This is a genomic window from Paenibacillus sacheonensis, assembly GCF_009909195.1.
GTDB classification, from domain to species: Bacteria; Bacillota; Bacilli; order Paenibacillales; family Paenibacillaceae; genus Paenibacillus_Z; species Paenibacillus_Z sacheonensis.
The window spans coordinates 1-26083 of record NZ_JAAAMU010000017.1 but is presented as its reverse complement, the minus strand read 5'-3'; the positions used below and the strand labels follow the sequence as shown (position 1 = coordinate 26083).

Sequence of the window (26083 nt, the reverse complement as noted above, 5' to 3'; positions counted from 1 at the left end):
GCCTGCCCCCAAGCAGGCTTTCGCTATGCACGGCATAGCGAATCAAAGGAGGCGTAACGGTTGAAGCTAAGCAGAGAAGAAGCAGCGGGCCGCGTGATGGTCGCGCTCGATTATCCGGATGCCGCTTCGGCGGAAGCGCTGGTGAACAGCCTCGAGGGAATTCCATGCTTCATGAAGGTCGGGATGCAGCTGTTCTACGCGGCTGGCCCGGGCTTTGTCGCAGGCTTGAAGGCACGCGGCTACAAGGTGTTCCTGGACCTGAAGATGCACGACATTCCGAATACGGTCAAGGGAGGCGCAAACAGCATTACGAAGCTTGGCGTCGACGTATTCAACGTCCATGCCGCCGGGGGTTCGTCGATGATGAGCGCCGCGCTCGAAGGCGTCGAAGAGGCGCTTCAGGGCGATTCGAGCCTGAATCGTCCGCTCGTGATTGCCGTCACGCAGTTGACCAGCACGAGCCAGGCGGTATTGAACGAAGAGATCGGCATCGGCGGCTCCGTCGCGGATGCGGTCGTCCGCTATGCCCGACTCGCGCATGAAGCCGGTTTGGGCGGCGTCGTCGCTTCCCCGCAGGAAGTGCAGCTCATCAAAGCGGCCTGCGGAACGTCCTTCCGGACCATCACCCCGGGCATCCGCCCGGCAGGCGCCGACATCGGAGATCAATCGCGCATCATGACTCCGCGCCAAGCTTTGGAGCAGGGGACGGATTATATGGTGATCGGCCGGCCGATCACGGCTGCGGCGAATCCGAGACAAGCATTGGAATCCATTATCGAGGAGCTGGTATAGATGACAACATCCGCACTGGAACAACTGCCGAGAGAGATCGCGAAAGGACTGCTGGAGATCAATGCGGTCGCGCTTCGCCCGAATGATCCGTTCACGTGGACATCCGGCATGAAATCGCCGATCTATTGCGATAATCGGCTGACGATGTCGTACCCGGCCATCCGCGAGCTGATCGCGGACGGCTTCGCGGCCATCATCCGCGCGCAATACCCGGACTGCCAAGCGGTAGCGGGCATTGCGACAGGGGGCATTCCGCACGCGGCATGGGTAGCGTCCAAGCTTAACCTGCCGATGCTGTACGTGCGCGACAAGGCCAAAGGCCACGGCAAGACGAATCAGATCGAAGGCCATTACGAAGCAGGACAGAAGGTCGTGCTGATCGAGGATTTGATCTCTACCGGGGGCAGCTCGCTGAAAGCGGCGGTCGCGGTTCGGGAGGCCGGCTGCGAAGTGCAGGGCATCGTGGCGATTTTCACGTACCAATTCGCGAATGCGCTCGAGGCGTTTGCCAAGGAAGGCATTCCGCTGGCGACGCTGTCGAATTACTCCGCGCTGATCGAAGTGGCGGCCGAGAATGGCATCGTGCAAAGCAGCGACATCGCGCTGCTCCAAGCGTGGCGCGAAAATCCGCAGGCTTTCGGCGTTTAGGCCGGTTTTACCGGCCTCAACCAGCGATAATGATCAGGACCCTGCGACCATTGCAGGGTCCTATTTTCATTTTTTCCATCCATCGATTGTTTCGTTTATCTTAAATTGCGGTTATATTAAGCTAACTTACTTCATAGGAATGGACATGTCCAAATACAATGAATAGAATGCGAGGAAGCGAATATGAACCACATGTATAAACAATTGATGGATTCTACGGAAGATCTGCTGTACCGGGTAAGAATTTATGATCGGAACTTGGAGAAAAGCGACGAAATTTTGCAAATGGACGAAGCTTACAGCTGCGTTCGCCAAGCTTTCGATACCATAGATGTCCGTCAGGACAACAGCGGCCGGGTAGAACGCCTTGCCGCGCGGCTGCAGCAAATGCGGACGCGCCTCATCACGATGATGGAGGATTTGCTGTACACGGCGTAAGTTTGGTCTGGAAGGGAAAAATGACCTCCGGTCGGAACGGAGCTTCGCTCGCTGTTGTAGTTCTGATTTCTTCTATTAGATAAGTGATTATCGGTTGAAATCAGACTACAAAGGCGATCACTTCGTTGCTGCGATTCCGTTCCGACCTCCGGTCATTTTTCCCGGACCTGCTAAACGGCGAGTACAGTAAACCTTGGGGGACAGGGGAGGAAAAAAAACCTCTTGCCAGCCCAAGCGGCCGATGGTAATATGTTACATTAAATGGAAGGGTTTCTAGGGATCCGCTTTGAGGCGAACCGAGCGAAACCGGGCAGGGCGATAGCCTGCTACACCGTAGGGATAAAAGACCTTCGGCAAGTTCCACCCAGGGCGACTGGGCGGCGCTTGCTAGAGGGTCTTTTTTGCTTTACCATGCCGAAGCGCCGAGCGAACACAAAGGGGGCAAAGAGAGTGATTGCACTTCAGACGCAGGCCTTACGGAAGGTATTTACGGTCAAACGCAAGGACGCCGGCTTAGCGGGCAGCTTCCGCTCGCTGCTGAAGCCGCGGTGGGAAGAGAAGGTCGCGGTGCGCAGCATCGACCTGACGGTGCAGCGAGGGGAGATGGTTGCCTTCCTCGGGCCGAACGGGGCCGGGAAATCGACGACGATCAAGATGCTGACCGGCATTCTGCATCCGTCCTCGGGCGAGGCGCGCGTGCTTGGCTGCACGCCGTGGCGGGAACGCGAGAAGCTGGCCTTCCGCATCGGGGCGGTGTTCGGACAGAAGTCTCAGCTGTGGTATCATTTGCCGCCGATCGATACGTTCGATCTTATCAGCCGGATTTACGAGCTGAAGCGCAGCGATTATCACGCAAGGCGCGATGATTTGATCGAACGCTTCGAATTGGGACCGTACTTGCATACGCCGGTCCGCAAGCTGTCGCTGGGCGAGCGGATGCGCTGCGAGATTGCCGTTTCCTTTCTCCATCGCCCCCAGCTGCTGTTTCTCGACGAGCCGACGATCGGCCTCGACGTCGTCGTCAAGCAGCGCATTCGCGAGCTGATTCGCGAATTGAACCGGGAAGAGGGGACGACCGTTTTCCTCACCTCGCATGATGCCGGCGATATGGAGGAGCTTTGCGCCCGGGCGGTCGTCATTCACCATGGAGGCATTCTGCTGGATGCGCCAGTCGATCGGCTGAAGCGGGAGGTGCTGAATCGCAAGCTTATATCGCTGACGCTTGCAGCCGGTTCCGATGCTTCGATGCTCCCCCCTCTCTCCGGCACGGAGGTTATCGCAAGCGATAGCCGGAGGTTGAAGCTTGCGGTCGACCTGGCCGTCACCGAAATCGAGACGGTGCTTAGCGCGGTCATCGGCGCGCTGCGCCTGGAGGATGTCACCGTCGAAGATCCGCCGATGGAGGAAATCATCACGCATATTTACGGGACGGGGGGTTAGCGCGATGAGGACACCAAGGCGGCTTTTCGGATATCGCAATGCTTCTTTGGCGGCGGGAGGCAGCAAAGCGGGTGCCGTCGCCCGCATTACGATTCGCCAGCAAATGGCGTACAAAACCGACTTCATCATGCGCGCGAGCTTTCTGCTGATGATCCTGTACGTGTTCGTGCAGCTCTGGTCGGCCGCTTACGACGGCGATCATGCGCGCATCATCAACGGGTATACGCTGAAGCAGATCATCTGGTACCTCGTGTTTACGGAGGCCATCACCATGGGCGTGCCCGCGCTGTGCGGAATCATCGAGAACGAGGTCAAGAGCGGGGACATCGCGGTGCGGCTCATTCGGCCGCTCTCCTATGTCGGCTATCATTATGCCGCCTATTTGGCGGAGGCGGTCTTCCGGTTCTTCGTGCATCTGGCCGTCGGGAGCGCCATCGCATGGCTTTGCGTAGGTCCGCCGACGTTCGGAATGGGCTGGGCCGGTTTATTCTCGCTGACGTTCGGCGCGATTACGGTCGCGTTCGTGCTGAACATGATCGTTGCGCTTTGCGCCTTTTGGGTGGAAGAGACGAGAGGCATGGAGTTCGTGCTCCATAAGCTGCAGTTCACCGTCGGCGGCATGTTGCTTCCGCTCGATCTGATGCCGGAACCGCTGAGACGGATATGCGTGTGGCTGCCGTTTCAAGCCATGCTGTATTTTCCCGCGAGGACGGCGGTTAATATCGATGCTGCGCCGATCGCGGAGCAGTTCGCCATTCAAGCCGTTTGGATCTTGTTGCTTGGCGCGCTCGTCATGTGGATGTATAAGAGAGGAGTGTCGAGGCTGCATGTCAACGGAGGCTAACGCATGGGAAGAATCAGGGCCTGCGTCGTCCTGGATCAGTCGGTGCGCGGGAACGATGTCGTTCCTGCTGACCTGCTGGAAAGTCAATTTGGCCGCGGCCATGGAATACCGGATGAGCTTTTTCCTCATGGCGGGAATGATGTTCATAAACAATTTCATGTGGCTGTTCTTCTGGAGCTTGTTCTTCGGACGGTTTCAGGTCGTGAACGGCTGGGAACTCAACGATGTCATGATGCTGTGGGCCGTCACTGCAGGAGGCTTCGGCTGGTCGAATATGCTGTTCGGCAACTTTACTCGAATTGCGCCGATCGTCTCGAGCGGGCAGCTGGACGTTTATCTGTCGCAGCCTAAGCCGGTATTGCTGCATGTGCTGGCGAGCCGCATGTCGCTGACGGCGGTAGGCGATTTCGTGTTCGGCCTCGTCGTATATGCGTTGGCGGGCAATCATTCTTTAACGGGTTTGCTTCTGTTCTTGCTTGGTCTTCTCATCAGCGGCACGCTGTTCATTGGCGTCATCACGCTTGCGGGCTGCCTGGCCTTCTTCATTGGCAATGCGGACGGCCTGGCGCAGCAGATGTTCAACAGTTTCGTCGCCCTCTCCTCGTATCCCTCCGATATTTTCAAAGGTATGGCCAAAACGCTGCTGTTTACGCTTATTCCGGCAGGCATGATCAGCTACATCCCGATCGGGCTGTTGCGAGGCATCGAATATGATTTCGCGTGGAAGGCGGCGGCCGCGACGCTCGTCTTTGGCATGGCTGCGATGTTAGCGTTCAAGCTCGGCTTGAAGCGCTATGCCTCCGGAAATGCCATTACGCTTAGAGGGTAGCTGATCATCAGCTCGTGAAGATTCGTCCAATAATCCCTTGTTCAAACGAGGTTGAGCGTTCATCCGTCAGCAGTCAAATCCGGTCATATCTCCTGTCCGAGGCCGAGCCGATGTTATGCTAGGATTACGCTAGAAAGCTCCTGTTTCCCGTGTGTTTGCCGAACCGCGGGGGCGGGAGCTTCCGCGCGTATTAATTTCTCTTAAAGTCGCCTTTTGACTGTAACTTTTTGCTCCTATCGCGCGTCTAAACATTAGCAACATTAAAGTTTTCTCATGGGAAGGGGGTTCGCGGTAGAGATGGGATGGTGGAAGAGCAGGCAGTCCGTTGCCGAAACGATCGATGATCACGTACATAAGCAGGAACAGCATAAGGCGGATGCCGGCGACGTCACGAAACCGCTGCTTGTCGTAGAAGGCGTAGAGCGGACCTTTCAGGCCGGCGGTCAGCCGCTGCAAGTGCTGAAAGGCATTCATATGGAGCTGCTGCCCCGTCAATTGGTCATGCTGCGCGGGCGGTCCGGCTCCGGCAAAACAACGCTGTTGAATTTGATCGGCGGGCTGGATCAACCGTCCAATGGACATATCTTTTTTCACGGCAAGCCTTTCCATAGCATGAGCGACGATCAACGCACGAAGGTCAGACGCAAGGAAATGGGCTTTATTTTCCAGGCCTATGCGCTCATGCCGCTGCTGTCCGCCTACGAGAACGTGGAACTTGCACTGCGCATGGCCGGTTATCCCGGGGGCGAGTGGAAAGCGCGCGTGGAGCATTGCCTGGACCTCGTCGGACTCGCGAAGCGGATGCATCATCGTCCGTTCGAGCTGTCCGGGGGCGAACAGCAGCGCGTGGCCATTGCCAAAGCGATCGCTCATCGGCCAAGCTTGCTGCTGGCGGACGAACCGACGGCCGAGCTGGATTCGCAGATGGCCGCGCAGATTATGGCGGTCTTCCAAACGATCATCCGCACCGAGCAAGTAACGATTTGTATGACAACGCACGATCCCACGATTTTGGAGGTTGCCGATCATGTTTACGAAATGGTTGACGGGAAATTCATTTAAAACGGCTGCCGTAGTCGTTATCGGCGCGTCTCTCCTGACATCGGCCGGCTGCTCGCTGCTGCCGAACGAGGACAAGGAGGAAGTGCTGCCGGAAATCGCGCCGCCCCAGATCTCCAAGAAGCCGGAGTACGAGGTCTCGACGGCAACGCTGGAGACGAAGAAGACGCAGATCGGCAAAATGATCGCCACGCAGGAGGAGACGCTTTACTTCTCGCTGGACGGTAAAAGACTGAAAGAGCTGAACGTCAAAATCAATCAGAAAGTAACCGCCGGCCAAGTCATCGGAACGCTCGACGTGGACGATATGAAGAAACAGCTTCGTTCCGACAAGCTGCAATTTTCCAAGGATGAGCTGCAGATGAAGGACACGCTGCGCAAGAAGGACGAGATGGATCCGATTGAATTCGAGCTCGCGAAGATCGACTTCGAAGAGAAGAGACAGAAGCTCGTGGATGCCCAGGAGGAGATCGACAAAGCCGTGCTGACCTCGCCGTTCACCGGCACGATCGTCAGTCTGAACGTCGCCAAGGGCGATTCTATTAAAGCCTACGATCCCGTCTGCATCATCGCGGATACGAGCAAGATGACGGCCGCGGCGAAGATGACGCAGGATGAGCTCGAGGGCATCTCGGTCGGCATGCCGGTTACGGTGGACATTAACAACGCAGGCGAATTTTCCGGTAAAGTCGTGCAGCTGCCCGTGGTCTCTAACGACGACGAGAACGGCGGCAACGGTGGCGGCGGAGGAAGCGGCGGACCCCAGCGTCCGGAGAGACCGGAAGATTTTCTGACGGTGTCGCTGGATAAACCGCTGCCGAAGGGCGTTACCCGAGGCACGCCGCTGTCCATCTCCATTATTATGAACCGCAAGGAAAACGCCATCGTTATTCCACCCTCCGCGCTTCGCACGATCGGCTCGCGCACGTACGTGCAGGTCATCGACAGCGAAGGCAAGCGCGAGGTGGACGTGGAGGTCGGACAGCAGACCGCGACGGAAGTGGAAATCCTCAAAGGGTTGACGCCGGGGCAGAAAGTCGTAGGTAAATAACCTATGGGGATGCCGCTATTTCGCTTTCTGTTCCGCAAAATGTGGAACACGCGGTGGATGACGCTGAGCTCGCTGGCGGGCCTCATCATCGCCGTCGCGTTCGCAACCAGCATACCGATGTACGCGGACGGCGCGCTGAAGCGGGTCGTAGCTCAGACGCTCAAGGATGAAAGCGGCGGACTGCCGGCCGGCTCGCTGCTGATGCGCTATCAGGAAACGGCGGGGAAGACGGATCTGAACGGGCTGAACGAAGTCGAGCAATATATTCGGGACGATATCCCTTCCTTGATCGGGTTTCCATTCACGACGTTCAGTCAAACCGAATCGATCCGCAGCAGCGAGCTGACGCCGGAGGATCCGACCAAGGTCGATGCCAGCCGGGCGCGAACGATGGCCCTCGGTTCGATGTCGGGACTGGATAAGAAAGCCGAGCTCACGCAAGGCCGCTGGTTCGCCGATTCCGTAAGCAGCGACGATACCGTCGAAGCCGTCATGATGGAAGAGGCGATGTACCGCAGCGACATCCATATCGGCGACGTGTTCCAATATCCGATCTACGGCGGATCGAGCATTACGCTGCGGGTCAAGATCGTCGGTGCCTACAAGCCGCTTAAGGATACCGATCCTTATTGGTATCAGGGGCAGGAGAGCTTGATGAGTATGTTGACAATCGGAGACAAGGCATTCCATCAAGGGCTGCTCAAAGACCGCGGCGTTGCGATTCATACGGCGAGCTGGTATTACGCTTTTGATTTGAAAGACATCCAAACGAGCCAGCTGTCCCATCTCGACCGCACGCTGGATCGTCTCAATATCGATCTCTACCAGCATCTCAAGGAGACGCGCGTGGAAATTTCATTCGCCAAGCTGCTCGGCGAATTCAAGAAGCAGAGCCTGCAGCTTCAGATGCTGCTCTTCACGCTCGCGGCGCCGATGCTGGCGATGGTGTTCTATTTCATCGCGATGAACGCCCGCCAATCGCTCGACAAGCAGCGAAGCGATATCGCCGTTCTGCGCAGCCGCGGCGCGGGGACGAGGCAGATCATTTGGATCTATCTGCTCGAGGGCTTGCTGCTGGGAATCGTCGCGCTTTGCGCCGGGCCGCTGCTCGGCTGGTTCATGGCGAAGAGTATCGGCTCGGCCAACGGGTTCCTGGAATTCGTGAACCGGAAGTCGATTCCGGTCGGTTTTACCTCCGATGCGGTGCTGGCCGGATTAGGCGCCGTCGTGCTCGCCATGCTGGCAACCGTCATCCCGGCAGTGATGTACGCGAAGGCTTCGATCGTCGATTACAAGAAGCAGATCGCGCGCTCCGACCGCAAGCCGCTTTGGCAGCGTTGGTACGGAGACTTGCTGCTGCTTGGCGTAGCCGGTTACGGCTGGTATTTGTTCAACGAGCGGCAGATGATATCCGTCAAGAGCAATCTGACGACGGATCAACTGAACGTGCAGCCGTTCCTGTTCTTCGTGCCGGCGCTTGCGATCTTCGCCATGGGACTCTTCTTCCTGCGGGTATTCCCATGGCTGCTCAAGCTGTTCAACTGGCTCGGACGGAAGCTGCTTCCCGTGCCGTTGTACTTGACGCTGACCCAGCTGTCCCGCTCGTCGAAGGGCTACTATCCGCTCATGATCCTGTTGATCTTGACGCTGGGGCTTGGCGTCTATAACGCGTCGGCCGCTCGAACCATCGATCTGAACTCGACGGAGCGTACCTTATACAAATACGGAACGGATGTCGTGGTTCAGACCGTATGGGAAGGCAAGACGGAAGTCGTCCAGACGGGCGGCGGCAGTAACGGCGGCGAAGGCTCCGGCGGATCCGGCAGCGGCGGTTCAGGCGGCGGCAATGGTTCCGGTGGGGGAGGAGGCGGCCAAGGCGGCAGCGGCGGCGGTTCAGGCGGAGGCTCTGTCGTCCCGTCGCGAGTCAATTACAGCGAGCCGCCGTTCGAAATCTTCCGGAAGCTGGACGGCGTCGAGGCAGCGGCCAGAGTGCTGCAGACCAAAGCCAACATCGTCGTCTCCGGCCGTTCGATCGGCCAAGGCACGGTGATGGGCATCGACAACGTCGATTTTTCCAAAGTCGCCTGGTTCCGCAACGATCTCTATAACGTTCATCCGTTCAATTATTTGAAGTACTTGGGTTACTACGAGCAAGCGGCCATTATCCCATCCAACGTTGCGGAGAAGTATCAGCTGAAGCTCGGCGATCGCATCAACGCGGGCTTCCAAGACGGCGTCATCGAATTCGCGGTCGTCGGCATCGTGCCTTACTGGCCGGCTCAATACCCCGATCAGTCGCCGTTTATCATTGCGAATTTGGATTATATTTACGATCAAGTGCCGATGATTCCGTACGATGTATGGCTCAAGATGAAGCCGGGCGCGCTGACGGCTCCGATCATGAAGCAGCTGGAAACCGCCGGGATTGAATTGGCGGACGTGAAGGACGTGCGGATCGAGTTGGCTGCTCAGGCCAAACATCCGACGCGCGGCGGAGTTTTCGGGATTCTAAGCTTGGGCTTCCTGGTGTCCATCATCATTTCGCTGACCGGCTACATTCTCTTCTGGTTCTTCAACTTATCGGGCCGCATCGTGCAGTTCGGCATATTGAGGGCGATGGGACTGTCGCGCAAGCAGTTGACGGGCATGCTCCTGCTGGAGCAGATATTCACGGCAGGCCTGTCGATCGGCCTCGGCATCCTTATCGGCAAGATCGCAAGTCTGTTGTTCCTGCCGTTCCTGCAGACGACGGAGAACGTCGCGAACTCCGTTCCGCCGTTCCGGGTCGTCTTCGACGCCAAGGATACGACGCAGCTGTACATCGTCGTCGCCTGCATGATGCTGATGGGTGCCTTGCTGCTGTTAACGCATATCCGCAGGCTGCGCGTGCATCAGGCCGTCAAAATGGGAGAGGAGCGCTAACACGCCATGATCACCTGCGAAGGCTTGGTCAAAATTTACAAATCCGACGAACTCGAGGTCGTCGCCCTGCAAGGACTGAACCTTCATGTCCGCGAAGGCGAAATGATGGCGATTATCGGCAACAGCGGCAGCGGCAAATCAACGCTGCTGAACATCTTGGGCGGTCTCGACCGCCCTTCCGCTGGAAGCGTCGGCGTCGGTCCCTGGGACCTGCTCAAGATCACCGACGATCAGCTCGTCTCCTACAAGCGAGAGACCGTCGGCTTCATCTGGCAGAACAACGCCCGGAATTTGCTGCCGTACTTGTCCGCACTCGAAAACGTCGAAATGCCGATGATGTTATCCGCGAAGTTCGACCGCGCGTATGCCAAGCAGCTGTTGGAATGGGTGGGCTTGAAGGAGCGCATGCACAACAAGCTGCACCAGCTGTCCGGCGGGGAGCAGCAGCGCGTTGCGATCGCCATCTCGCTCTCGAACCGGCCGAAGCTGCTGCTTGCCGACGAGCCGACCGGATCCGTGGATACGCGGACCTCGGACATGATCATGGATATATTCAGAAGGCTCAATCGGGAGCTTGGCATTACGATCGTCATCGTCACGCATGACTTGTCGCTCGCATCCAAGGTCGACCGGGTCGTCGCGATTCGGGACGGCTTGACGAGTACCGAGTTCATTAAGCGCAACCCGAACTTGGACGATAATTTCGAGCCGGGTTCGGCTCAGGAAACCGTTCACGAGGAGTACGCCGTCGTGGACCGCGCAGGAAGGCTTCAAATTCCCAAGGCGTATTTAACCGCCTTGCAGATTACAGATAAAGCATCGTTGGAATTTGACGGCGAGCGAATTATCATTTCGCCGCCCAAATCATTGGAGGGGTAGATCGTATGGGGAACATGGATGCGCAGTTTAAGACCAAGAGAAGGATCGTCCTAAAGGCTTCCGCGATGGCGTTGTCGGCAGCCCTGCTGGCCACGGGCCTGTCGGCTTGCAGCAAAGGGGACAGCGGAAGCACGGAGCAGCATGTGCTTCGGGTTGGATTCGTGTCGTCCAACGCCGACAGCGAGCAATACTATCGTCAGCAGTTTACCGACGGCTATGAATTGACGCATGAGAACGTCGATATCCAAATCGTCGGCGCGGTCAACTATGACGATCAGCGCTACGAAGAGCCGGATCCGAACAAGAAGCAGCCGGATATCTACGCGGAAGTGAAGAAAATGATGGAGGGCAGCAATCCGCCGGACGTCGTCATCATGGATTCCGGCGTGCTTAAGCGGCTCGTTCAGGACAACATGGTGAAGAATCTCGATTCCTATATCCAGGACAACAAATTCGATATCGAGGATATCGTACCGTCCGTGATTAACGGTATCAAGGACATCGGAGACAACAGCATCTACGCGCTTACCCCGACGTTCAACTCTTCGGCCTTGTATTTTAATAAGAAGATGTTCGCCGACGCGGGCATCGACCAGCCGACGGACAATATGACGTGGCCGGACGTGATTACGCTCGCGAAGCGAATCGCGAAAGGCGAAGGCAAAGAGCGGAAATTCGGCTTGGCCTTCAACCGCTATGGCAGCGATCCGTTCTGGGATTCGCAGACCTATGCCGCTCCGCTGCAATTGAAGATGTTCGATAACACGGCGGAGAAGATGACCGTCGACCAGCCGGGCTGGAAGAAGGTATGGACCGATATTTCCGACCTGTACTTGAACAAAATCATTCCGAGCCAAGAAGATTTGAATAATGGCGCCGATGGCGGAATCATCAAGGATAAAGCCGTCTACAATCCATTCCAAGGCGATCTGTTCTTGAGCGGCCGCGTCGCCATGAGCGTGAACGGCTATGATTACGTGAGCCAGCTCTCCTCCGTGAAGGATGCAGCAGCCAAAAATCCGAAAATCCCGAGCGTTGACTGGGGTGTCGTTACGGTACCGCAATTCACCGAAGTGCCGGGCGTTGGCGGCAATATCTCTTTGAGCAACCTGATGGCGATCAACGCGAAAGCGCAAAACAGCGACGACGCATGGGAATTCATCGCGTTCAACAACGGCAAGCAGTGGGCGGAGCTCAAATCCCGCAGCACGTACGAGATGGTATCGCGCAAATCGTTCCTGAAGCCGAAGGATGGCATGGATTACAATATCGAAGCGTTCTATACCTTGAAGCCGGTTCCGCCGCAGGATCCTGCGATCGATAAGCTGTATCAGGATAAGCCGAACCTGTATCAAGTGCAAAACATCGCGCAGCAGCTGTTCCAGGAAGTGCTTCAGAAGAAGAAATCCGTCGATCAAGCCTTGAAGGAATGGCAAACCAAGGGCGACGTGATGCTGCAGAAGATCAAGACGAATCCGAACGGACCGCTCGAAGGCGATGGCGGCGGAGTTATCGGCGAACCGAGACCGCTGGATTAACGTCTGAATACGGAATAAGAGACAGGTTAGCAGCTGCGTATCATTGCGCAGCTGCTTTTCTATTGTCGGCTTATCGTTAGGGTTCAGCTGTCTGGCATGCTTATTTCTGCCGAATATGGGAACGCTAGACGAAACGGCAGCGAAGGGAGATACGCGTCATGAAATGGGTATACTGGGGGCGCTTGTACGAGACCAAGTTCCAAGCCGGTTGTTTGGTCAAACGGATGGAGAATGATTGGTGGGTGTACGGATACGACTGCCCGCAGGAGATCGAAGTGTTCCGCTCGCGAAAAGGGCGGTTTGGCGTACGATTCCTCCCATAGTAATATTTGCTTAACAACGCTTGACTTATTGCTAAATTCTATAGTATATTAATTGTTGTCGCCATTGCATGATTTGATGTGAATCGGTGTTATCGCGGGGTGGAGCAGCTCGGTAGCTCGTCGGGCTCATAACCCGAAGGCCGCAGGTTCAAATCCTGCCCCCGCAACCAACCTTTCGATTATTATCGCAAGGGCCCTTAGCTCAGTTGGTTAGAGCGGTCGGCTCATAACCGATTGGTCGGGGGTTCGAGTCCCTCAGGGCCCACCAATTCCACAATTCATCACACTATGCCGGGGTGGCGGAACTGGCAGACGCACAGGACTTAAAATCCTGCGGTGGGTGACCACCGTACGGGTTCGATTCCCGTCCTCGGCACTTTAAGTAAACCTTGAGCTTTCAAGGTTTTTTGTTTTTAGTGGCTGCGTTTGATTATGCCAATTACTCCAAAGGTTCTGAGTACCTAATGCGGTTTATGACGGTACACAGAACTCTAAAGCGAAGATAAAAAAACTCCTTTTCATCACTTGCCACAAAAGCGATGAAAAGGAGTTTTTTTGATGTCAAGAATCCTGAAAGTTAATGCTTTATCTTCGATAAACTGGACAGAAGCACTAGAACAATTTTTGTTCTGGAAAAAGGCACAGGGAATCAGTGAACAGACGCAAAAAGATTACAACCAACAAGTCAGGCTGTTTTTCAAGCGTTATCCTGATTCATTTGATTCCATGGAAAGATTAAAGCACAATGGTTTGCATTACCTTGGTCAAGATGGAATCAAGCCATGCACGTTCAATAACCGTTTGGTGTACCTTCGTACATTCTTTAACTGGTGTTTAGATCAATCACTAATCGAGTTCAATCCAATACTCTCGATTAAGAAGCGCAAAGATGAAGGGAGAGTAGTGAGTATCAGTTACGATGTACTAAAACAATTACTTGAACAGCCTGACACGCGGACATTTGTTGGCTTACGTGATTATGCTTTGATTTTACTCACCTTAGACACAGGAATACGGCCTAAAGAAGCTCTAACATTATCACCGGTTGATTTTAACCCAAACGCACAAGAAATTTATATAACTAGTGAGAAAGCAAAGACAAGAGTTTCAAGGTCATTGCCAATTTCTGTACCAACTGTTAAAGCGATTAGACAATTATTATCTGTACGACCGGTTGACTGGTCAGAGGATGTTACAATTTTCTGTACGTATGAGGGGAGAAAGCTAAATCGTCATACATGGGGAGACAGACTTGAGAAGTACAGTAAGTCAATCGGGGTTATGATTCGTCCATATGATTTAAGGCATTCATTCGCTCTGGAATACATAAGAAATGGGGCAAATGCTTTAACATTACAAAAAACTTTGGGTCATTCCGACTTAACAATGACAAAACGATATGTGGCTCTGACAAACAATGATTTAAAGAGGGAGCATATGACCGCGAGTCCGATAAATAAATTGATGCCAGAAACGAAAAGGATTAGGAAGCTTTAGTAAATCTCGGTTAACTCCGTACTTTATCTTAAGTAAAGTATAGCCGCTCTAAAAGGGAGCACAAGCCTTTCTTCATTTACTCGGGGTAATCTTTAGCAATAACTTCAATATAAGGCGCTTTAGCGAAATTTGGGCTTCTGGGACTGAAGTGTAGCAAAAGGCTGATGTTATTGTAACCATCAGCCTCAGCCTTTTTGTTTGCTATTTAAATTATTGAACAGGTAATCACCAGAGGGCTTAAACTAGGTTATTCAGACTTCTATTTTTTGTAGATGTGTTGATATCTGCTTTTTTTGGTTTACTTGATTGTTTTAGCACTATTGGAGTATTTGCAAAAGTTTCGGGATTTTATATTTTATGAAATTCTATTGTTTCTTGAAGGGTATTTGTTCATTATTTTGCACCTGCTACGTTGACCTTTTCTACAAGACCAAATTGTCATTAGAGTAAGAATAACTGTGAAAAATAAATATTTAGCAGGTGTCGTCATTCCAACATGATTTGTTATACCTGTTGTAAATGGGCTAATTGATATTAGCCCATTTTACATAAATTCGATTTGTTATTTATTATTTAAAGACATATCGACACTTCGGATAAGCACGACATCCTCTAAATTTCCCGTACTTCCCCGAACGTTCAATTAACTCATTTCCGCACTTCGGACAAACATTATTTTTAACCATTGTTTGTTTTGTTGCGGCGACTTCTTTAATTGCCCTTATATGTTCCTTATTAATACCTTTTCCAACTACCCTTCTTGTCTTCAGTACTTCTACAATTTGTTCGACTTGTTCCATATTCAGAAGAACCTCATTGTACTTCCCAATTGTCCGAACAAGTTTCGAAGCATATACAACATCTTGTGAGGTTTTGACCTTTAAATCCGCTCTTCCACTAAAACTGACTATTCCATATATCGGTAGGTTATTTTTAGGAAACAAGGCTGAAATCGCTTGAATATGACCGTAGTTTTGTCGTAAGGGATTAAACAACTTTTCTTTTCGTTTAAAGATGACCTGTGTCCAGTACTCAGAGCGGTCGTCGCCGACAATCCAACCACGATAGTTTTTTGTCTCAATGACAAAAACTCCATAGATTGATACAACTACATGATCTATCTGCGTAGTCCTACCTGAAGCCGATGGGATGGTTAAGTCATGAATAGTTATGTACTTCGACTTATCAAGCTTGTTTAATTTGTGAACTACTGACTTCTCACCAATGATTCCTTTGAGTTTAGGAGACTTAGTGATTATAAAGAGAATTAAAAGTATTACAGCAAATAAATAGATCATTTTCTATCCCCCATTATGATATTTCTTCCTGTTTCTCTAACGGCGAAGTTCTTTGTACATATTAGCTTCTGATCTCGTCTAGTTAGTGGGTAACCAAACGTCACCATATGACCTAAACAAATTTATTCACAAAGGTAAGATATCTAGTTATAATGACCTATATAACATCCTAGCATATTCCAATTGAATCAAGGTATAGATATTTTGCAAAGATCACATGTAACTGTTTGGATGGAAGGGAGGATTGTAGACTACGGAGGGATAATACAAGAAATCAAGAATGCCTATAATGGTTAATGGAGATTGGCATCCATTCATAATGTCAGATGAGAATGCTACTATTTATCCATGCGAAATTCGGATTCTTTAGTTTACCATCCTTATACATTTCATTAATAAGACCTACTGTGATAAATAGCACAAAGAGGGGCATGTTCATGGGGAATGTAATCAAATTCGCATCTAAGGTACCAAGGCCGGTTCCTGCACCGCTGTCATACGAACAGCAACAAGAACAGCTGACGCTGTGGAATCGCGGGTTTGTGAACTTCACAATGGGCGTAGCATGCAACAGCTTGCCAAGACTTCTGAGCTGGTGGCCGGCGTTTACTCAGAAGAAACCATGTATAAGGGCATTCGTGAGATGGCGGAAGCGAACTATATTAGAATGACCATGATTGTTATGAATGATCTGCTAGTGCAACGGGCGTTCCTTGGACAGGAAGAACGTCATTTAGAACTGATGGAAGGTGTTCTTTAATGATCGTTGACGGAATTGAATGGGTGATCCTGCGGACCGTGGCGCTCAGCCAGGGGCGTAGCATGACAACACTAAACAACTGGTACGCATTTGCGGAGAAGAATAACCGGCTGGACGAACTGCCTGAAATGCGAAGGGACTTCACCGCCAGGGAAACACGCTTCGTGCGGGCGGATCAGCTAGACAGGTTTGCTGTATTCGCAACGACCCTAAATCGTGGAGACTTGGCAGAATTCACGAAGACGGCGTTTGGGGATCGCGCGGATTATAACAAAAAATGGGCACAGAAGAAACGTGATGAAGCGAAGGCGGCACGTGAAGCCGCTGGAATTCCAAAGGGTAACCCCTGGGCGTAAACCGAAACAGAATATGGCTAATCAAAGCCACTAATTCCTCTACCTATAAATCGAAGATTTTGTTAGCATAAAGGGATGACAAAATAAGTGTTCTTGAACAACAAACTAAAGCTTGAGAGAAAGAAATCGCTGACTTAATGGATGAACTCTGGGAAGATTAGTTCATATTTCAACTTCGTAATATTTAAAAAGGAGAAATTATTACATCATGAAAAAAGCAAAGATTTTAACCTTACTAAGTTTATGTATGCTAGCACTGTCTATTCAAGCTTGTAGCTCTAACAATGAATCAGAAAAGATGAATACAGAAGCAGCTTTAGTTAATACGAATACAGAAGAAGCGTCGAAGGACACTCCTGCACAAACAATAAATGAATCAAATGACAAACCTGAGTCATCGGATAGTAATTCTTCCGAAGCGAATAAAGAGAATACACAAACTAACAAAGAAACAGCTGATTCCAAGATTGATACTTCTGTGTTTGCCTATGCAGAGAGTGTTGATGTGAACGATGCACGAGATATAAATAAGCATATTAATCTTGTTGTGCATATGAGCGATGAGCTAAAACAAGGATTGGCTACAGAGCATGTCATCATTCAAACTTATGATTTTTTACAACAAAGCGACATTCAGGGAGCAGATACAATTACAATTGGAGTTATGGTAGGTGCTTTCCGCGTATCTCAAATAACAGTCGATACTAAGAAATTCGATGCAGGTGAAAATTTCATTGACTCAGTGTTAGCGGCGTCAAAAATAGATAAAATGACTGATGATGTAAAAGAGTATGGAAAAGTAATGGAACGTTGGTAAACCATTCATCCACTCTTTGTAAACTAGAAGACTGCCATCATGTATGGCAGTCTTCTTACTATTACTCCTATTCATTCACCTAACAGATTTCTAGAAAAAATTTATTCCTTAATTCTCTTACTTTCTTGAATTGCCTTTAATACAGCCTTTACTCCATCAGAAGCAACAAAAGTTTCAGAACAATTCAAACAGACTGCACCTCGAACCTTAATGCTTTTAATTTTCTTATTGCCTGATGTAATTTCCCAATCTACATCTGAGTTTATGACCTGATCATGATTGCAGAGGGGGCATACAAGGATATTGAGTTCTGCTTCTCCGTAGTCAGCCTTCAATTTTCTTGCTTCGCGCTTCAATTTCTGCTCTTCCAGCGATTCTATCCCATACGCCATCTCCCATAATTCCTCAATGCTTTTTCCCTCTAGGGATTCAGACAAAAATTCAGACTCCGTATCCATTTTTGCCTCTGATCTTGCCCGCTCCCAAAGCTTCGGCAAAATCGATTCGAAATCGGATATAATCCGCTTCTTATCTTCATCATCAAATTCAGACATAGAACCGCTCCTTAACCCAATTTAATATTGATATTATATAGTCTTAAAATAAAGTTATCAGAAACAATTTGCTACTCATCCTCATCATCATCTCTAGCTGATCTCATGGATGACTCCTGATACTCCCGACTTTGAAGATGAAATGGAACGATTTTGGATGAAAAATACTTATACCTTACAAGTCCATCAATCAGAGAGTTTTTAGATAACATCTTCATTACCTTCTCTTGGTCTGCGAACTTTTTCTCATACCTCCACAACCAGTTTTCAATTGATAAGATTCGCTCTTCAATTGATATGATTCGTTCTTCGATATCACTCAACTTCAAAGTTGATTTTGCGGTTATCTCAATTAGATTACTGAACAATTGTTCGACTGAGTCAAATTTTCTGAGAATCTCATTATGTTCAAACATGACTCCACCTCCAAAGTAAATAGAAGGAATCTTACTTTCGTCTTTTCCTTCGTACTACGTCTAACCTTTATTACAAATAGAGATTCTAGGATGAAGTCAGGCATTAAATTTTAAGGATTTTTATTGGTTTGATCGAAAGTATCATTTTATGAAGTCCCCGCCGCATCTTCTTTTTTGAGTCACTCTTTAATATGAAATCTCTTCATCATAAACAAGTAATTCCAAAGTATATTCGTATCCTGTAGACACTTTTAGAATTTCATAGAGGAGATCGCTATATTTTATCCATATCCATTCTACATGTAATTCTGTTTTCGTTAAGCAAACTAGATGGTGAGGGCTATCGTGAACACTCATCACTGATAAAACAAAGAAGGTGTCGAACCAAAAATCAAATTCCTCCTCTGGAATCAGTGCCTGAACCATAGTCAACAGTTGATCCTCTAACTGCTTGCGTCTTTCTGAAATTTTCCTTCCCCAAATCCCCTTAACCTCCAAGAATTCACCTCCTTTACACCAAAGAAAGTACAGGTCAAAATTTATGCTAAATAGAAAAACGGAGGGCTAAGTAGCCACTCCGCTTGTTTTCATTGATATATAAAAGTGTATCTCTGGCTTTTTACAATTGGAATTTCTCATTGTATAACTCCATTCAGTAGTCTAGTCTTATTGAAATTACACTTGCAATTATACCTCTTCACTTTAAAAATTGTCAAATTATGCCAAAGAAAGTACCGTCTATATTTATACAAGTGAAAAGTACCTGCTGTGAACAAAACTTCGCTATCGACTCGTAAGTGAATAAAATTAAAGCCACTCCATTCTATACTGACATACCGAACCTTGCGGTTCGGTTCAAGTTCCTGACGCGGACAACGCTTCACTTTTGTCCTTGTCAACGAGTCAAACGCTTCGCTTATTGACTCGTCATGGAATAATCGTTTAGATACTTCTTTTCTTTAAGGAATCTGAAAAAAACCCCTTATATTTATTAGCTTTTTCCTACGTTGTCAGGAAGTCTACTTCCTGAATCTAAATATTCCAATCAGTTGGAGGTTCATCAATAATCGCATTCTCCGGAGGCGTTTCAAAGTAGTTTGTAGTCAGATACCTATGAAATAAATCTCTCATTCGACGACTCGGAATATATATTTGAATAGATTGTCCTGTACGAATGCGACTCCTCCAGACCCATTGAATCAATTCTGAAATTGCCCAAGTATCTTGCTGAACAGAAACTCCATATTGTTCAAAAAACTTCTTCTCAATTGGGTTCATAAATCGATTCATCAAATAGACTAGGTGATGTTTATCGATGTAATCATTTGTCGCTCTCATCGTCATTGGGATGAAGGCATCTTTAAATCCTCGGGGCATGACCATCTTCTTAATACGATCATTGTTACCTTTAACCACTGTCCACAACGATGTCGATATCTTCGCCTTACAATAATTGGTTAGATAATTATAAGTATTTCGCTTAAGCGATGTTACCAGTTCTTTATTTGTTGCCTTCTCAAACCAACTGGTAGATAAGGCGGTTGTCTTATCTCCGACTGAATTTAAGTGTCCTTCATATACTGAGACAAGTTCTTGAAGATGAGATTTGTCATTGATACGCCTGTCTGTATATGGTTCTAAGGAGTATCCTGACTCATCCTTAAATACACTTAAGTAGCGGTACTTGATACCATGAAGGTCATAGTAATATCTTTGCAGTTGTCCTTTGAAAAGATAGGTGAGAATATATACTTCCTCGAACAACTTGAACATTTCACAAGGCATATTCCAGATTAAAGCGGAGCTATCGCAGAACATTAGGTTTCCACTGAGTGCCATTGACTTAAGGTAGTTATAATCGGTGTCCCAACCTTTTTTGTCATCCATCCACCTAATGTATTTAAGACCGTTATCGTCAGGAACGATTTCAATTGTATTCCCTGACAAGAGTAAATCTAGGCTATTTTTCTTGAGTGGCACTTGCTCAATAACATCCATCACTTCGTCAAGTATCAGTGTGTAGTTATTTATTCTAATGAGTTCTCTTGTCTCTGCATTAGCCAATTTGAACAGAGCGTGAGTGGTTGCTATATCTTTTCCTTCTCCTAAGAGTCGGTGTAAATCTTCAAGCTTCGTCATGCCTGTCTTATCAGTAACAGGTTCAAAGAAGGTACGGTTAGTGACGATTTCCTTGACTCTACCTACTTCTTTAACAAAAGGCGTAACGAAAATAAAGCGGTGATAGCCTGTATCAGCCAAACTCATGTATTGAATAGCCCAAGAAGTCTTACCATATCCACAAGGCGCGTCCACAACATTAACGATAGTCATTTCTTCATTTCTCCTTTATGCGTAGTTTGATTCCGGATTATATATAAAACAAAAACTCTCTGAGATTTTCAGAGAGTCCTTTATTTTGTATAGAGATTTGGAATGATATAGTTATTCCAGTTTGGCAAATTGTAATAACGTCATATGTATAGCTATATTGAAAGATGGGGAAAACACACGGCATTCACAATGTTCTCAAAATAAGTATGGCGAAGGAGAGGCTAAAACGATCTCTCTGCTAACATCCCTATACGATGCCATTCGATTAACTAACGAGGTCTTCGCTTTATAATTTGATCGCACTGCAATACATGTGATGTATCCCCGCTTAGACTGTCTTAAATATTTGCCTGTTTGAACGATATATAGTTCTTTAAGTTTCTTGATTACTTCTTTTTGCATCTTCTATCAACACTCCTAACGATTTGAGTTAACTTCCCAACAAAAATAGACCACACAACGTTAGTTCGTTGTAGAGTCTCCTGGATTTGATGTAGCGTACGCACAAAGTGCATCATTTACGTGTTCTGTTCTTAGTTATAACCAGAATTTGTTACCAGTTTTCTCATGCTGTGCTCCGCAGATATAGGGAACATTCCTCGTTTCGTAGAAAGTGTTGCAAATAACTGCTTAACAGTAGACATAATCCCTTTGATTAATGTTACTCATATCCATCCTCGCTCCTTTTATTGTACATATCACTTATTTCAATGCTTGTCATCAACTAACCTTACACTCAATTTTCCAACCTTTAATATTCTTTTTGGCCCTACCGCTAAGAATGTAGCTAATATTCAAACCCAGACGCCTAGATGCTTCTGCCTGTGAAATAAACTCTAATCGTTCATTTGTTTCAAGATTGATTGCTGTTACTGGCTTTAATTGCTTACCAAGCCCATTTGCCTTTGCATGTAAGAGATTCTCTTTCTGCGTATTCCATTCTAAGTTCGTAACTCGGTTATCTGATTTAAAGCAATTTACATGATTTACTTGCGGTTTGTTCAGTGGATTCGGTATGAATGCTTGAGCTACTAGACGATGAACGGAAAACTTCTTTGGTTCTTGCCCCTTCATCGACAGATCAAGTTTCATGTAACCCCTCCTATTTATATGCTGTCTTAAAATCTTCTCTTTCCGAGTTACTCCATTCCCTAAGCTTTTTACTCTACCGAAATTACTTACTTGATAAATCCCTTCATATCCAACTACATCCTTCCAAACCTCGTCCTGCTGATTCTCTTTTACTGTGTACTTTGTCATGTCGACCCACTCCTTAGTAGTTTGAATTGTTGTGAGACGCAAATAACCCCTTGCCGCAATTGGCAAAGGGGTTATTTTGTCTTGTTCAAAAAAACGTCTCATACCTTAAAGTGACAAAGGCATCTATAGTTACGCTATTTTCGTCAACACATCGTCAAACTACAATGAGCTCTAGGAAGTTTACTGACCTATATAGTTATATGAATTGTACAAAGAAACACACGAAACACTATTTATTTTGCCAAAACTGATGAATTTTCTTTCTCAGTATCACTTAAATAGTTAAGAAGGTATTTTGGGAGGGGAATCTTATGGAGTTACGGATGAGCTTAAGGAGAAGTTATCAAACATTGCGTAAGATGAATAATTTGAAGTTGCGCCAGGTAGCAAATCGAATTGGTATTTCAGTTCCTATGCTATCGATGTATGAGAATGAGATCGTAAATTTAAGCAAAGAGAAAGAAATAATTTATCGAGAAATGATTATGACCCATAAGGAATAGTTCATTGCAAATAAGCCTACGATATCAGTTCTCGTAGGCTATTTCATTCCATTTTATAGCAAGAGGAGAGATTATAAATGAGTAATGCAACGATCATCCAAACCAATCAAGACATATTCATTGGCTCGGATACTGCGACTTCTACATTAATTGGAGATCAATTGTATCGTGTAGATACAAAGGCTAAAAAGTTATTCCATATTAATAATATGGTGTTATTCTGCTCTGGAGAATTAACCTTCTGTTACAACCTCATTGAGCTATTTTTAAAGCAAGAAGTCAGGAATGTTAGCATTCTTCGGCAAATCCTGCTTGCTTTGCATCTTGATGAAACTATCGATATTGTAATCTGTGAATACAAAGGAAACAAAACGATAGTCACACAATTGTCTCCGTATAACAAATTTGAACCAGTAATTTTCACTGATATTCCTGTTGGTGGTCTGAATATTATCTCAGCTGGAATACGCACCAGAGAGTCCTATGAAGCAACTTATGGGCAATTGAACAAGGGGAAATCGATACCCAAAATTTTCAAATCTATCTTTAATACCATTTCATATGAAGGTATTGGTGGCACATTGAGAGTCTATAGAATTAACAAACATGGTATCGTCCCCTTCCTCCAACATCAAATTAAAGAAAAGGATTCAATAAAGTTAATAAGTCCTGCTATCATAATGAATTACGCTCAAGAACATCTTATTGTCGGTGAACGCCTTTATGGAAAAGTAGTGTCAGGAGTTAACCTAGCCATCGAAGATGAACATGGAATTGTAAAATGGCAAGGGAGTAAGTCAGAAATCTTTGATCGTAATGGAAAGCATGTCATGAAAATGGGTCTAGTCGATGAGAACCCAGACGTATTCGGCCTATGGTCATTCAATGACATCACTAGAGTGCGTATGGACGACAAGGTGGGCTTTACAATTGAGAAGGCCACTACAGACACCAGCACGTATCCTGATGGCTGGCAGAAGCTCCTGTGGGCTGATCAAGCGGATGGCACCTTGTACACTCGTCGCATGATCGCAGAGAATATCAAGATCGTGAACAATGTCGGTAACACCATCCTTGACGCAGAAAGCAATTACATGAATCTGGGTGACTTCGAAACGATTGCCATGGATAACAAGCTTACGTCACTCGAAAAGATGCAGATCATCACTGAGCTGTATAAGATCGAGGCACAGTACAAGCGTATGCTCGAACAGGCAGAGGAGTATAAGCGTTCACAGCGAGACGATGTTCTTGATATAAACGCGCAATTCCTAGTAAAGACTCCAAGTGCAGTTGACCTGTATTCAACTCTAGCATTGTCGGATGCTTATAGCGCTCTAATCGTATACATGTCACAGTTTGTGAAAATGGTTACAACCATTCCATTGAACATTAACATTGATGATCCAATGACCTCCGCGACAAGCGTCATCACAAGTCGTGCGGAGTTCATCTTGAAGTTTAAGAATTACTATGATGCAGAGAAGGATTTGCGGAACAAGATCGAAGATGCTCAATTCTACTCTGGCCTGAACATGGGACAATTCTACAATAACGTTGTTATTGGAGAATATGGGTTTATAGCGCTAAGAAGCGATGGAAAGTATAGGTCTGTTTTGAATGCGACAAATGGACTGGCCTTGCAGAAGTGGGAGAACAATCGCTGGAACAATAAGGTGTATGGTTCCATTGGTAGCACAACATATGAAGATGGTACGCTGATCGCTGAAGATTTGGTAGCCAAGAGGCTGAGAATCGAAACGAAGAATGGTGGCGTATTGCTTGATGTCGACTCCCTGAACTTCGACTTCACAAAGCTGGATAGCATCATCTTGGATAATGTAATCATGTCGCCTGAGAAGATCACTTTGTCCAGTGAATTTAAGAATATAACGAAACAGTACACTGAGCTGAAGGCGGCAATTATGAACTATGCAAGCACTATCTATAATGATAGAGACTCCACGTACACTGGACTTGATACTGCAAAAGCCAATCTACTTGCGGCAGGAACAGACTTAGATAATAAGTATTCCGCGTTGAGTGCATACATGGCTCCTGTCTTTATTGATATGAATGCGAAGACTGATATTGTTAACGATCTACATTCTACACGAACAGACTTCCATGCTAAGTGGGAAGATTTCTATAAGGCATATGAAACTGGAAGAAACAGGGTTGCTGACTTCCTTGAGAAGAGTTCGATCCAATTAGGTCGGAATTATAACAACACAGTTATCGATGCTGAGAATGGCATTGTAGTAACCAGAGGAAACATGATGAATAGAGCAATCATGAATGCTACGAAAGGTTTCGCGCTTCAGCAAAACGATGGTACTGCTCAATCACCAATTTGGGTAGACAAATTCTACGCTGGCATCGATGGCAAGTTCTATGCCGAAGAACTTCAAGCGAAACGGTTGAGAATCTTTTCTGCTGACGGCGATATGCTTATCGATGGAGATGAAAGAAAGCTCTATTTGAACAAGTTCGATATCATCGGTGCTGGCCTGATTACTTCAGAGCATATCATTACGAACACGATCACAGCGGACAATGGATATATCGCAGACCTGACTGTAAACCATCTGAAGACTTTGGCTAAGGATGGAGCCGTAGGTTCTTTTGTCGATTAAATTGATGTGATGAATAATGAAGCCCGATGGGTTACAGGTAAAATCACATCTAAGGTTCCTGCCAAGGATTCCAGAGGGAATGCGTTATATTGGAAGGATTCTGAAAAGAAGTATCTCACGACTGATGTAACTGCATATTTGGCTTACACATATGAGATCACTGAAACAGAGAAACTGAAAATTGCATTCGAAGGTTCTGGTCAAGCATCATATCCGTATAGTGTATGGGGTGCTGGAGATGGAGTCATTAAGAACACTGGTAGTGGCTTTGGAGACAGCGCGAGAGGCTACATTTATAAAGGTCCAAATGCATTTAATTTCAGATATAACGCAAGTAACACCGGCGATACTAGAGAACTTATTCTGCATGATAACGGTATTGAGATTGCATCAGTTAAAGGTGACATACACCTTATAGGTGATGCAGTGCACATTAATGCAGTTAAGGGGGGAATTCAATTGTTACATTCCTTAGGCTCTAAGATTGTTATAGATGAGTCAGGGGAGAACATAAAACTAGAACATTCGAATGGCAGTGTTCTTGAGATTACCAATGAAGGTCTATTTGCTGACATAGATGGTGACATCAATTTAAATGCTACAGGAGATATTAAACTTTCTGGTGCAAGAATTGATTTAAACTAAATAGATGAATTGTCAGAAGTCTTCAGTGTTATACTTGGCAATTAAAGATGTAGAATGAGAAAATAAAGTATTAGACTGACGATGCTTCATTAAGCTAACGGGCAGCATTCCTATTATGAAGAAATACGAGGTTTGAGAAATGAAAAGACTCCTTGGTATGATGTTTATGGGTCCCAGATGCTCGCCAGCGACCGGATCCAAAAACAAACCAAGGAGACTACATCATGAATTCTAATCAAAATGAGCG

At 47.6% G+C, this 26083-nt stretch carries 25 protein-coding genes and 3 tRNA genes; 22 read left to right on the top strand and 6 right to left on the bottom strand.

All coding sequences use genetic code 11. The features are described from left to right. Window positions 1–96 precede the first annotated feature (96 nt). The 16 genes from pyrF (at window position 97) to GT003_RS24585 (ending at window position 14260) form a co-directional block, all read left to right on the top strand. A complete protein-coding gene (gene pyrF, locus GT003_RS24655; protein WP_161703155.1) occupies window positions 97–792 on the top strand; it encodes an orotidine-5'-phosphate decarboxylase in 696 nt (231 codons plus the stop codon). After that, the gene (pyrE, locus tag GT003_RS24650) at window positions 793–1440 is read left to right on the top strand and encodes an orotate phosphoribosyltransferase (protein ID WP_161702949.1); all 648 of its coding nucleotides are present in this window, start codon (window positions 793–795) and stop codon (window positions 1438–1440) included. 183 nt (window positions 1441–1623) lie between these two features. Further along, window positions 1624–1878, top strand: a complete 255-nt coding sequence (locus tag GT003_RS24645) for a hypothetical protein (RefSeq protein ID WP_161702947.1) — start codon at window positions 1624–1626, stop codon at window positions 1876–1878. 450 nt (window positions 1879–2328) lie between these two features. Next, window positions 2329–3318 (top strand): ATP-binding cassette domain-containing protein, encoded by a 990-nt coding sequence (locus tag GT003_RS24640; RefSeq protein ID WP_161702945.1) that lies wholly within the window; start codon window positions 2329–2331, stop codon window positions 3316–3318. Between the two features lie 4 nt (window positions 3319–3322). Further along, window positions 3323–4162, top strand: coding sequence for an ABC transporter permease (locus tag GT003_RS24635; RefSeq protein ID WP_161702943.1), 840 nt, complete (start codon window positions 3323–3325; stop codon window positions 4160–4162). Then, window positions 4146–4991, top strand: coding sequence for an ABC transporter permease (locus GT003_RS24630; RefSeq protein WP_161702941.1), 846 nt, complete (start codon window positions 4146–4148; stop codon window positions 4989–4991). The genes GT003_RS24635 and GT003_RS24630 overlap by 17 nt, the downstream gene beginning before the upstream one ends. A 297-nt stretch (window positions 4992–5288) precedes the next feature. Next, window positions 5289–6053, top strand: coding sequence for an ABC transporter ATP-binding protein (locus tag GT003_RS24625; RefSeq protein WP_161702939.1), 765 nt, complete (start codon window positions 5289–5291; stop codon window positions 6051–6053). Then, window positions 6019–7101 carry an efflux RND transporter periplasmic adaptor subunit gene (locus GT003_RS24620; protein WP_161702937.1) on the top strand — a complete coding sequence of 361 codons (1083 nt, stop codon included), beginning with the start codon at window positions 6019–6021 and terminating at the stop codon, window positions 7099–7101. The genes GT003_RS24625 and GT003_RS24620 overlap by 35 nt, the downstream gene beginning before the upstream one ends. A 3-nt stretch (window positions 7102–7104) precedes the next feature. After that, a complete protein-coding gene (locus GT003_RS24615) occupies window positions 7105–10023 on the top strand; it encodes an ABC transporter permease (protein ID WP_161702935.1) in 2919 nt (972 codons plus the stop codon). A 6-nt stretch (window positions 10024–10029) separates the two neighbouring features. Next, window positions 10030–10902 carry an ABC transporter ATP-binding protein gene (locus GT003_RS24610; RefSeq protein WP_161702933.1) on the top strand — a complete coding sequence of 291 codons (873 nt, stop codon included), beginning with the start codon at window positions 10030–10032 and terminating at the stop codon, window positions 10900–10902. 5 nt (window positions 10903–10907) lie between these two features. Next, window positions 10908–12440, top strand: coding sequence for an ABC transporter substrate-binding protein (locus GT003_RS24605; RefSeq protein WP_239565818.1), 1533 nt, complete (start codon window positions 10908–10910; stop codon window positions 12438–12440). A gap of 158 nt (window positions 12441–12598) precedes the next feature. Then, window positions 12599–12763, top strand: a complete 165-nt coding sequence (locus GT003_RS32180) for a hypothetical protein (RefSeq protein WP_170312332.1) — start codon at window positions 12599–12601, stop codon at window positions 12761–12763. Window positions 12764–12856: 93 nt separating this feature from the next. Beyond that, window positions 12857–12933 (top strand) — tRNA-Met (locus GT003_RS24600). A 21-nt stretch (window positions 12934–12954) separates the two neighbouring features. Further along, a tRNA-Ile gene (locus tag GT003_RS24595) sits at window positions 12955–13031 on the top strand. A 22-nt stretch (window positions 13032–13053) separates the two neighbouring features. Beyond that, window positions 13054–13139 (top strand) — tRNA-Leu (locus GT003_RS24590). Window positions 13140–13321: 182 nt separating this feature from the next. After that, the gene (locus GT003_RS24585; protein WP_161702931.1) at window positions 13322–14260 is read left to right on the top strand and encodes a tyrosine-type recombinase/integrase; all 939 of its coding nucleotides are present in this window, start codon (window positions 13322–13324) and stop codon (window positions 14258–14260) included. A gap of 569 nt (window positions 14261–14829) precedes the next feature. Here the strand turns inward: GT003_RS24585 and GT003_RS24580 are convergent. Then, complete coding sequence (locus GT003_RS24580) at window positions 14830–15558, bottom strand: NERD domain-containing protein (RefSeq protein WP_161702929.1); 729 nt, start codon at window positions 15556–15558, stop codon at window positions 14830–14832. Between the two features lie 565 nt (window positions 15559–16123). Between GT003_RS24580 and GT003_RS24575 the strand changes: the two genes are divergently transcribed. The 3 genes from GT003_RS24575 to GT003_RS24565 all read left to right on the top strand — a co-directional run bounded on the left by GT003_RS24575 (window position 16124) and on the right by GT003_RS24565 (window position 17491). Further along, window positions 16124–16318, top strand: a complete 195-nt coding sequence (locus GT003_RS24575; protein WP_161702926.1) for a hypothetical protein — start codon at window positions 16124–16126, stop codon at window positions 16316–16318. Continuing rightward, window positions 16318–16674, top strand: coding sequence for a hypothetical protein (locus GT003_RS24570; RefSeq protein ID WP_161702924.1), 357 nt, complete (start codon window positions 16318–16320; stop codon window positions 16672–16674). The genes GT003_RS24575 and GT003_RS24570 overlap by 1 nt, the downstream gene beginning before the upstream one ends. A 208-nt stretch (window positions 16675–16882) precedes the next feature. Beyond that, window positions 16883–17491, top strand: coding sequence for a hypothetical protein (locus tag GT003_RS24565; RefSeq protein WP_161702922.1), 609 nt, complete (start codon window positions 16883–16885; stop codon window positions 17489–17491). A 101-nt stretch (window positions 17492–17592) separates the two neighbouring features. Here GT003_RS24565 and GT003_RS24560 read toward each other — a convergent pair whose 3' ends face one another. The 5 genes from GT003_RS24560 to GT003_RS24540 form a co-directional block, all read right to left on the bottom strand. Then, a complete protein-coding gene (locus GT003_RS24560; RefSeq protein ID WP_161702920.1) occupies window positions 17593–18045 on the bottom strand; it encodes a hypothetical protein in 453 nt (150 codons plus the stop codon). Window positions 18046–18116: 71 nt separating this feature from the next. Next, complete coding sequence (locus GT003_RS24555; protein WP_161702917.1) at window positions 18117–18461, bottom strand: hypothetical protein; 345 nt, start codon at window positions 18459–18461, stop codon at window positions 18117–18119. 186 nt (window positions 18462–18647) lie between these two features. After that, window positions 18648–18959: a hypothetical protein gene (locus GT003_RS24550; protein WP_161702915.1), complete on the bottom strand. Its 312-nt coding sequence runs from the start codon at window positions 18957–18959 to the stop codon at window positions 18648–18650. Window positions 18960–19493: 534 nt separating this feature from the next. Beyond that, entirely contained in the window at window positions 19494–20792 is a 1299-nt protein-coding gene (locus GT003_RS24545; RefSeq protein ID WP_161702913.1) for a DEAD/DEAH box helicase family protein, read from the bottom strand. A 720-nt stretch (window positions 20793–21512) separates the two neighbouring features. Next, window positions 21513–22052 carry an NUMOD4 domain-containing protein gene (locus GT003_RS24540; RefSeq protein WP_161702911.1) on the bottom strand — a complete coding sequence of 180 codons (540 nt, stop codon included), beginning with the start codon at window positions 22050–22052 and terminating at the stop codon, window positions 21513–21515. A 311-nt stretch (window positions 22053–22363) separates the two neighbouring features. Here GT003_RS24540 and GT003_RS24535 point away from each other — a divergent pair, with 311 nt between their 5' ends. From GT003_RS24535 to GT003_RS24525, 3 genes are all read left to right on the top strand, one after another. After that, complete coding sequence (locus GT003_RS24535) at window positions 22364–22555, top strand: helix-turn-helix domain-containing protein (RefSeq protein ID WP_161702909.1); 192 nt, start codon at window positions 22364–22366, stop codon at window positions 22553–22555. Between the two features lie 77 nt (window positions 22556–22632). Further along, complete coding sequence (locus GT003_RS24530; RefSeq protein ID WP_161702907.1) at window positions 22633–25191, top strand: hypothetical protein; 2559 nt, start codon at window positions 22633–22635, stop codon at window positions 25189–25191. 9 nt (window positions 25192–25200) lie between these two features. Continuing rightward, window positions 25201–25836, top strand: a complete 636-nt coding sequence (locus GT003_RS24525; RefSeq protein ID WP_161702905.1) for a hypothetical protein — start codon at window positions 25201–25203, stop codon at window positions 25834–25836. Window positions 25837–26083 lie beyond the last annotated feature (247 nt).

Excerpts from the sequence above, each read along its gene's own strand:
- GT003_RS24545 (WP_161702913.1), bottom strand. The coding sequence starts at position 20,792 with ATGACTATCGTTAATGTTGTGGACGCGCCTTGTGGATATGGTAAGACT.
- GT003_RS24525 (WP_161702905.1), top strand. The coding sequence starts at position 25,201 with ATGAATAATGAAGCCCGATGGGTTACAGGTAAAATCACATCTAAGGTT.
- GT003_RS24580 (WP_161702929.1), bottom strand. The coding sequence starts at position 15,558 with ATGATCTATTTATTTGCTGTAATACTTTTAATTCTCTTTATAATCACT.
- GT003_RS24625 (WP_161702939.1), top strand. The coding sequence starts at position 5,289 with ATGGGATGGTGGAAGAGCAGGCAGTCCGTTGCCGAAACGATCGATGAT.
- GT003_RS24540 (WP_161702911.1), bottom strand. The coding sequence starts at position 22,052 with ATGACAAAGTACACAGTAAAAGAGAATCAGCAGGACGAGGTTTGGAAG.
- GT003_RS24645 (WP_161702947.1), top strand. The coding sequence starts at position 1,624 with ATGAACCACATGTATAAACAATTGATGGATTCTACGGAAGATCTGCTG.
- pyrF (WP_161703155.1), top strand. The coding sequence starts at position 97 with ATGGTCGCGCTCGATTATCCGGATGCCGCTTCGGCGGAAGCGCTGGTG.
- GT003_RS24555 (WP_161702917.1), bottom strand. The coding sequence starts at position 18,461 with ATGTTTGAACATAATGAGATTCTCAGAAAATTTGACTCAGTCGAACAA.
- GT003_RS32180 (WP_170312332.1), top strand. The coding sequence starts at position 12,599 with ATGAAATGGGTATACTGGGGGCGCTTGTACGAGACCAAGTTCCAAGCC.
- GT003_RS24560 (WP_161702920.1), bottom strand. The coding sequence starts at position 18,045 with ATGTCTGAATTTGATGATGAAGATAAGAAGCGGATTATATCCGATTTC.
- GT003_RS24605 (WP_239565818.1), top strand. The coding sequence starts at position 10,908 with ATGGGGAACATGGATGCGCAGTTTAAGACCAAGAGAAGGATCGTCCTA.
- GT003_RS24610 (WP_161702933.1), top strand. The coding sequence starts at position 10,030 with ATGATCACCTGCGAAGGCTTGGTCAAAATTTACAAATCCGACGAACTC.
- GT003_RS24615 (WP_161702935.1), top strand. The coding sequence starts at position 7,105 with ATGGGGATGCCGCTATTTCGCTTTCTGTTCCGCAAAATGTGGAACACG.
- GT003_RS24620 (WP_161702937.1), top strand. The coding sequence starts at position 6,019 with ATGTTTACGAAATGGTTGACGGGAAATTCATTTAAAACGGCTGCCGTA.
- GT003_RS24530 (WP_161702907.1), top strand. The coding sequence starts at position 22,633 with ATGAGTAATGCAACGATCATCCAAACCAATCAAGACATATTCATTGGC.
- GT003_RS24535 (WP_161702909.1), top strand. The coding sequence starts at position 22,364 with ATGGAGTTACGGATGAGCTTAAGGAGAAGTTATCAAACATTGCGTAAG.
- GT003_RS24635 (WP_161702943.1), top strand. The coding sequence starts at position 3,323 with ATGAGGACACCAAGGCGGCTTTTCGGATATCGCAATGCTTCTTTGGCG.
- GT003_RS24570 (WP_161702924.1), top strand. The coding sequence starts at position 16,318 with ATGATCGTTGACGGAATTGAATGGGTGATCCTGCGGACCGTGGCGCTC.
- GT003_RS24575 (WP_161702926.1), top strand. The coding sequence starts at position 16,124 with ATGCAACAGCTTGCCAAGACTTCTGAGCTGGTGGCCGGCGTTTACTCA.
- GT003_RS24565 (WP_161702922.1), top strand. The coding sequence starts at position 16,883 with ATGAAAAAAGCAAAGATTTTAACCTTACTAAGTTTATGTATGCTAGCA.
- GT003_RS24630 (WP_161702941.1), top strand. The coding sequence starts at position 4,146 with ATGTCAACGGAGGCTAACGCATGGGAAGAATCAGGGCCTGCGTCGTCC.
- pyrE (WP_161702949.1), top strand. The coding sequence starts at position 793 with ATGACAACATCCGCACTGGAACAACTGCCGAGAGAGATCGCGAAAGGA.
- GT003_RS24585 (WP_161702931.1), top strand. The coding sequence starts at position 13,322 with ATGTCAAGAATCCTGAAAGTTAATGCTTTATCTTCGATAAACTGGACA.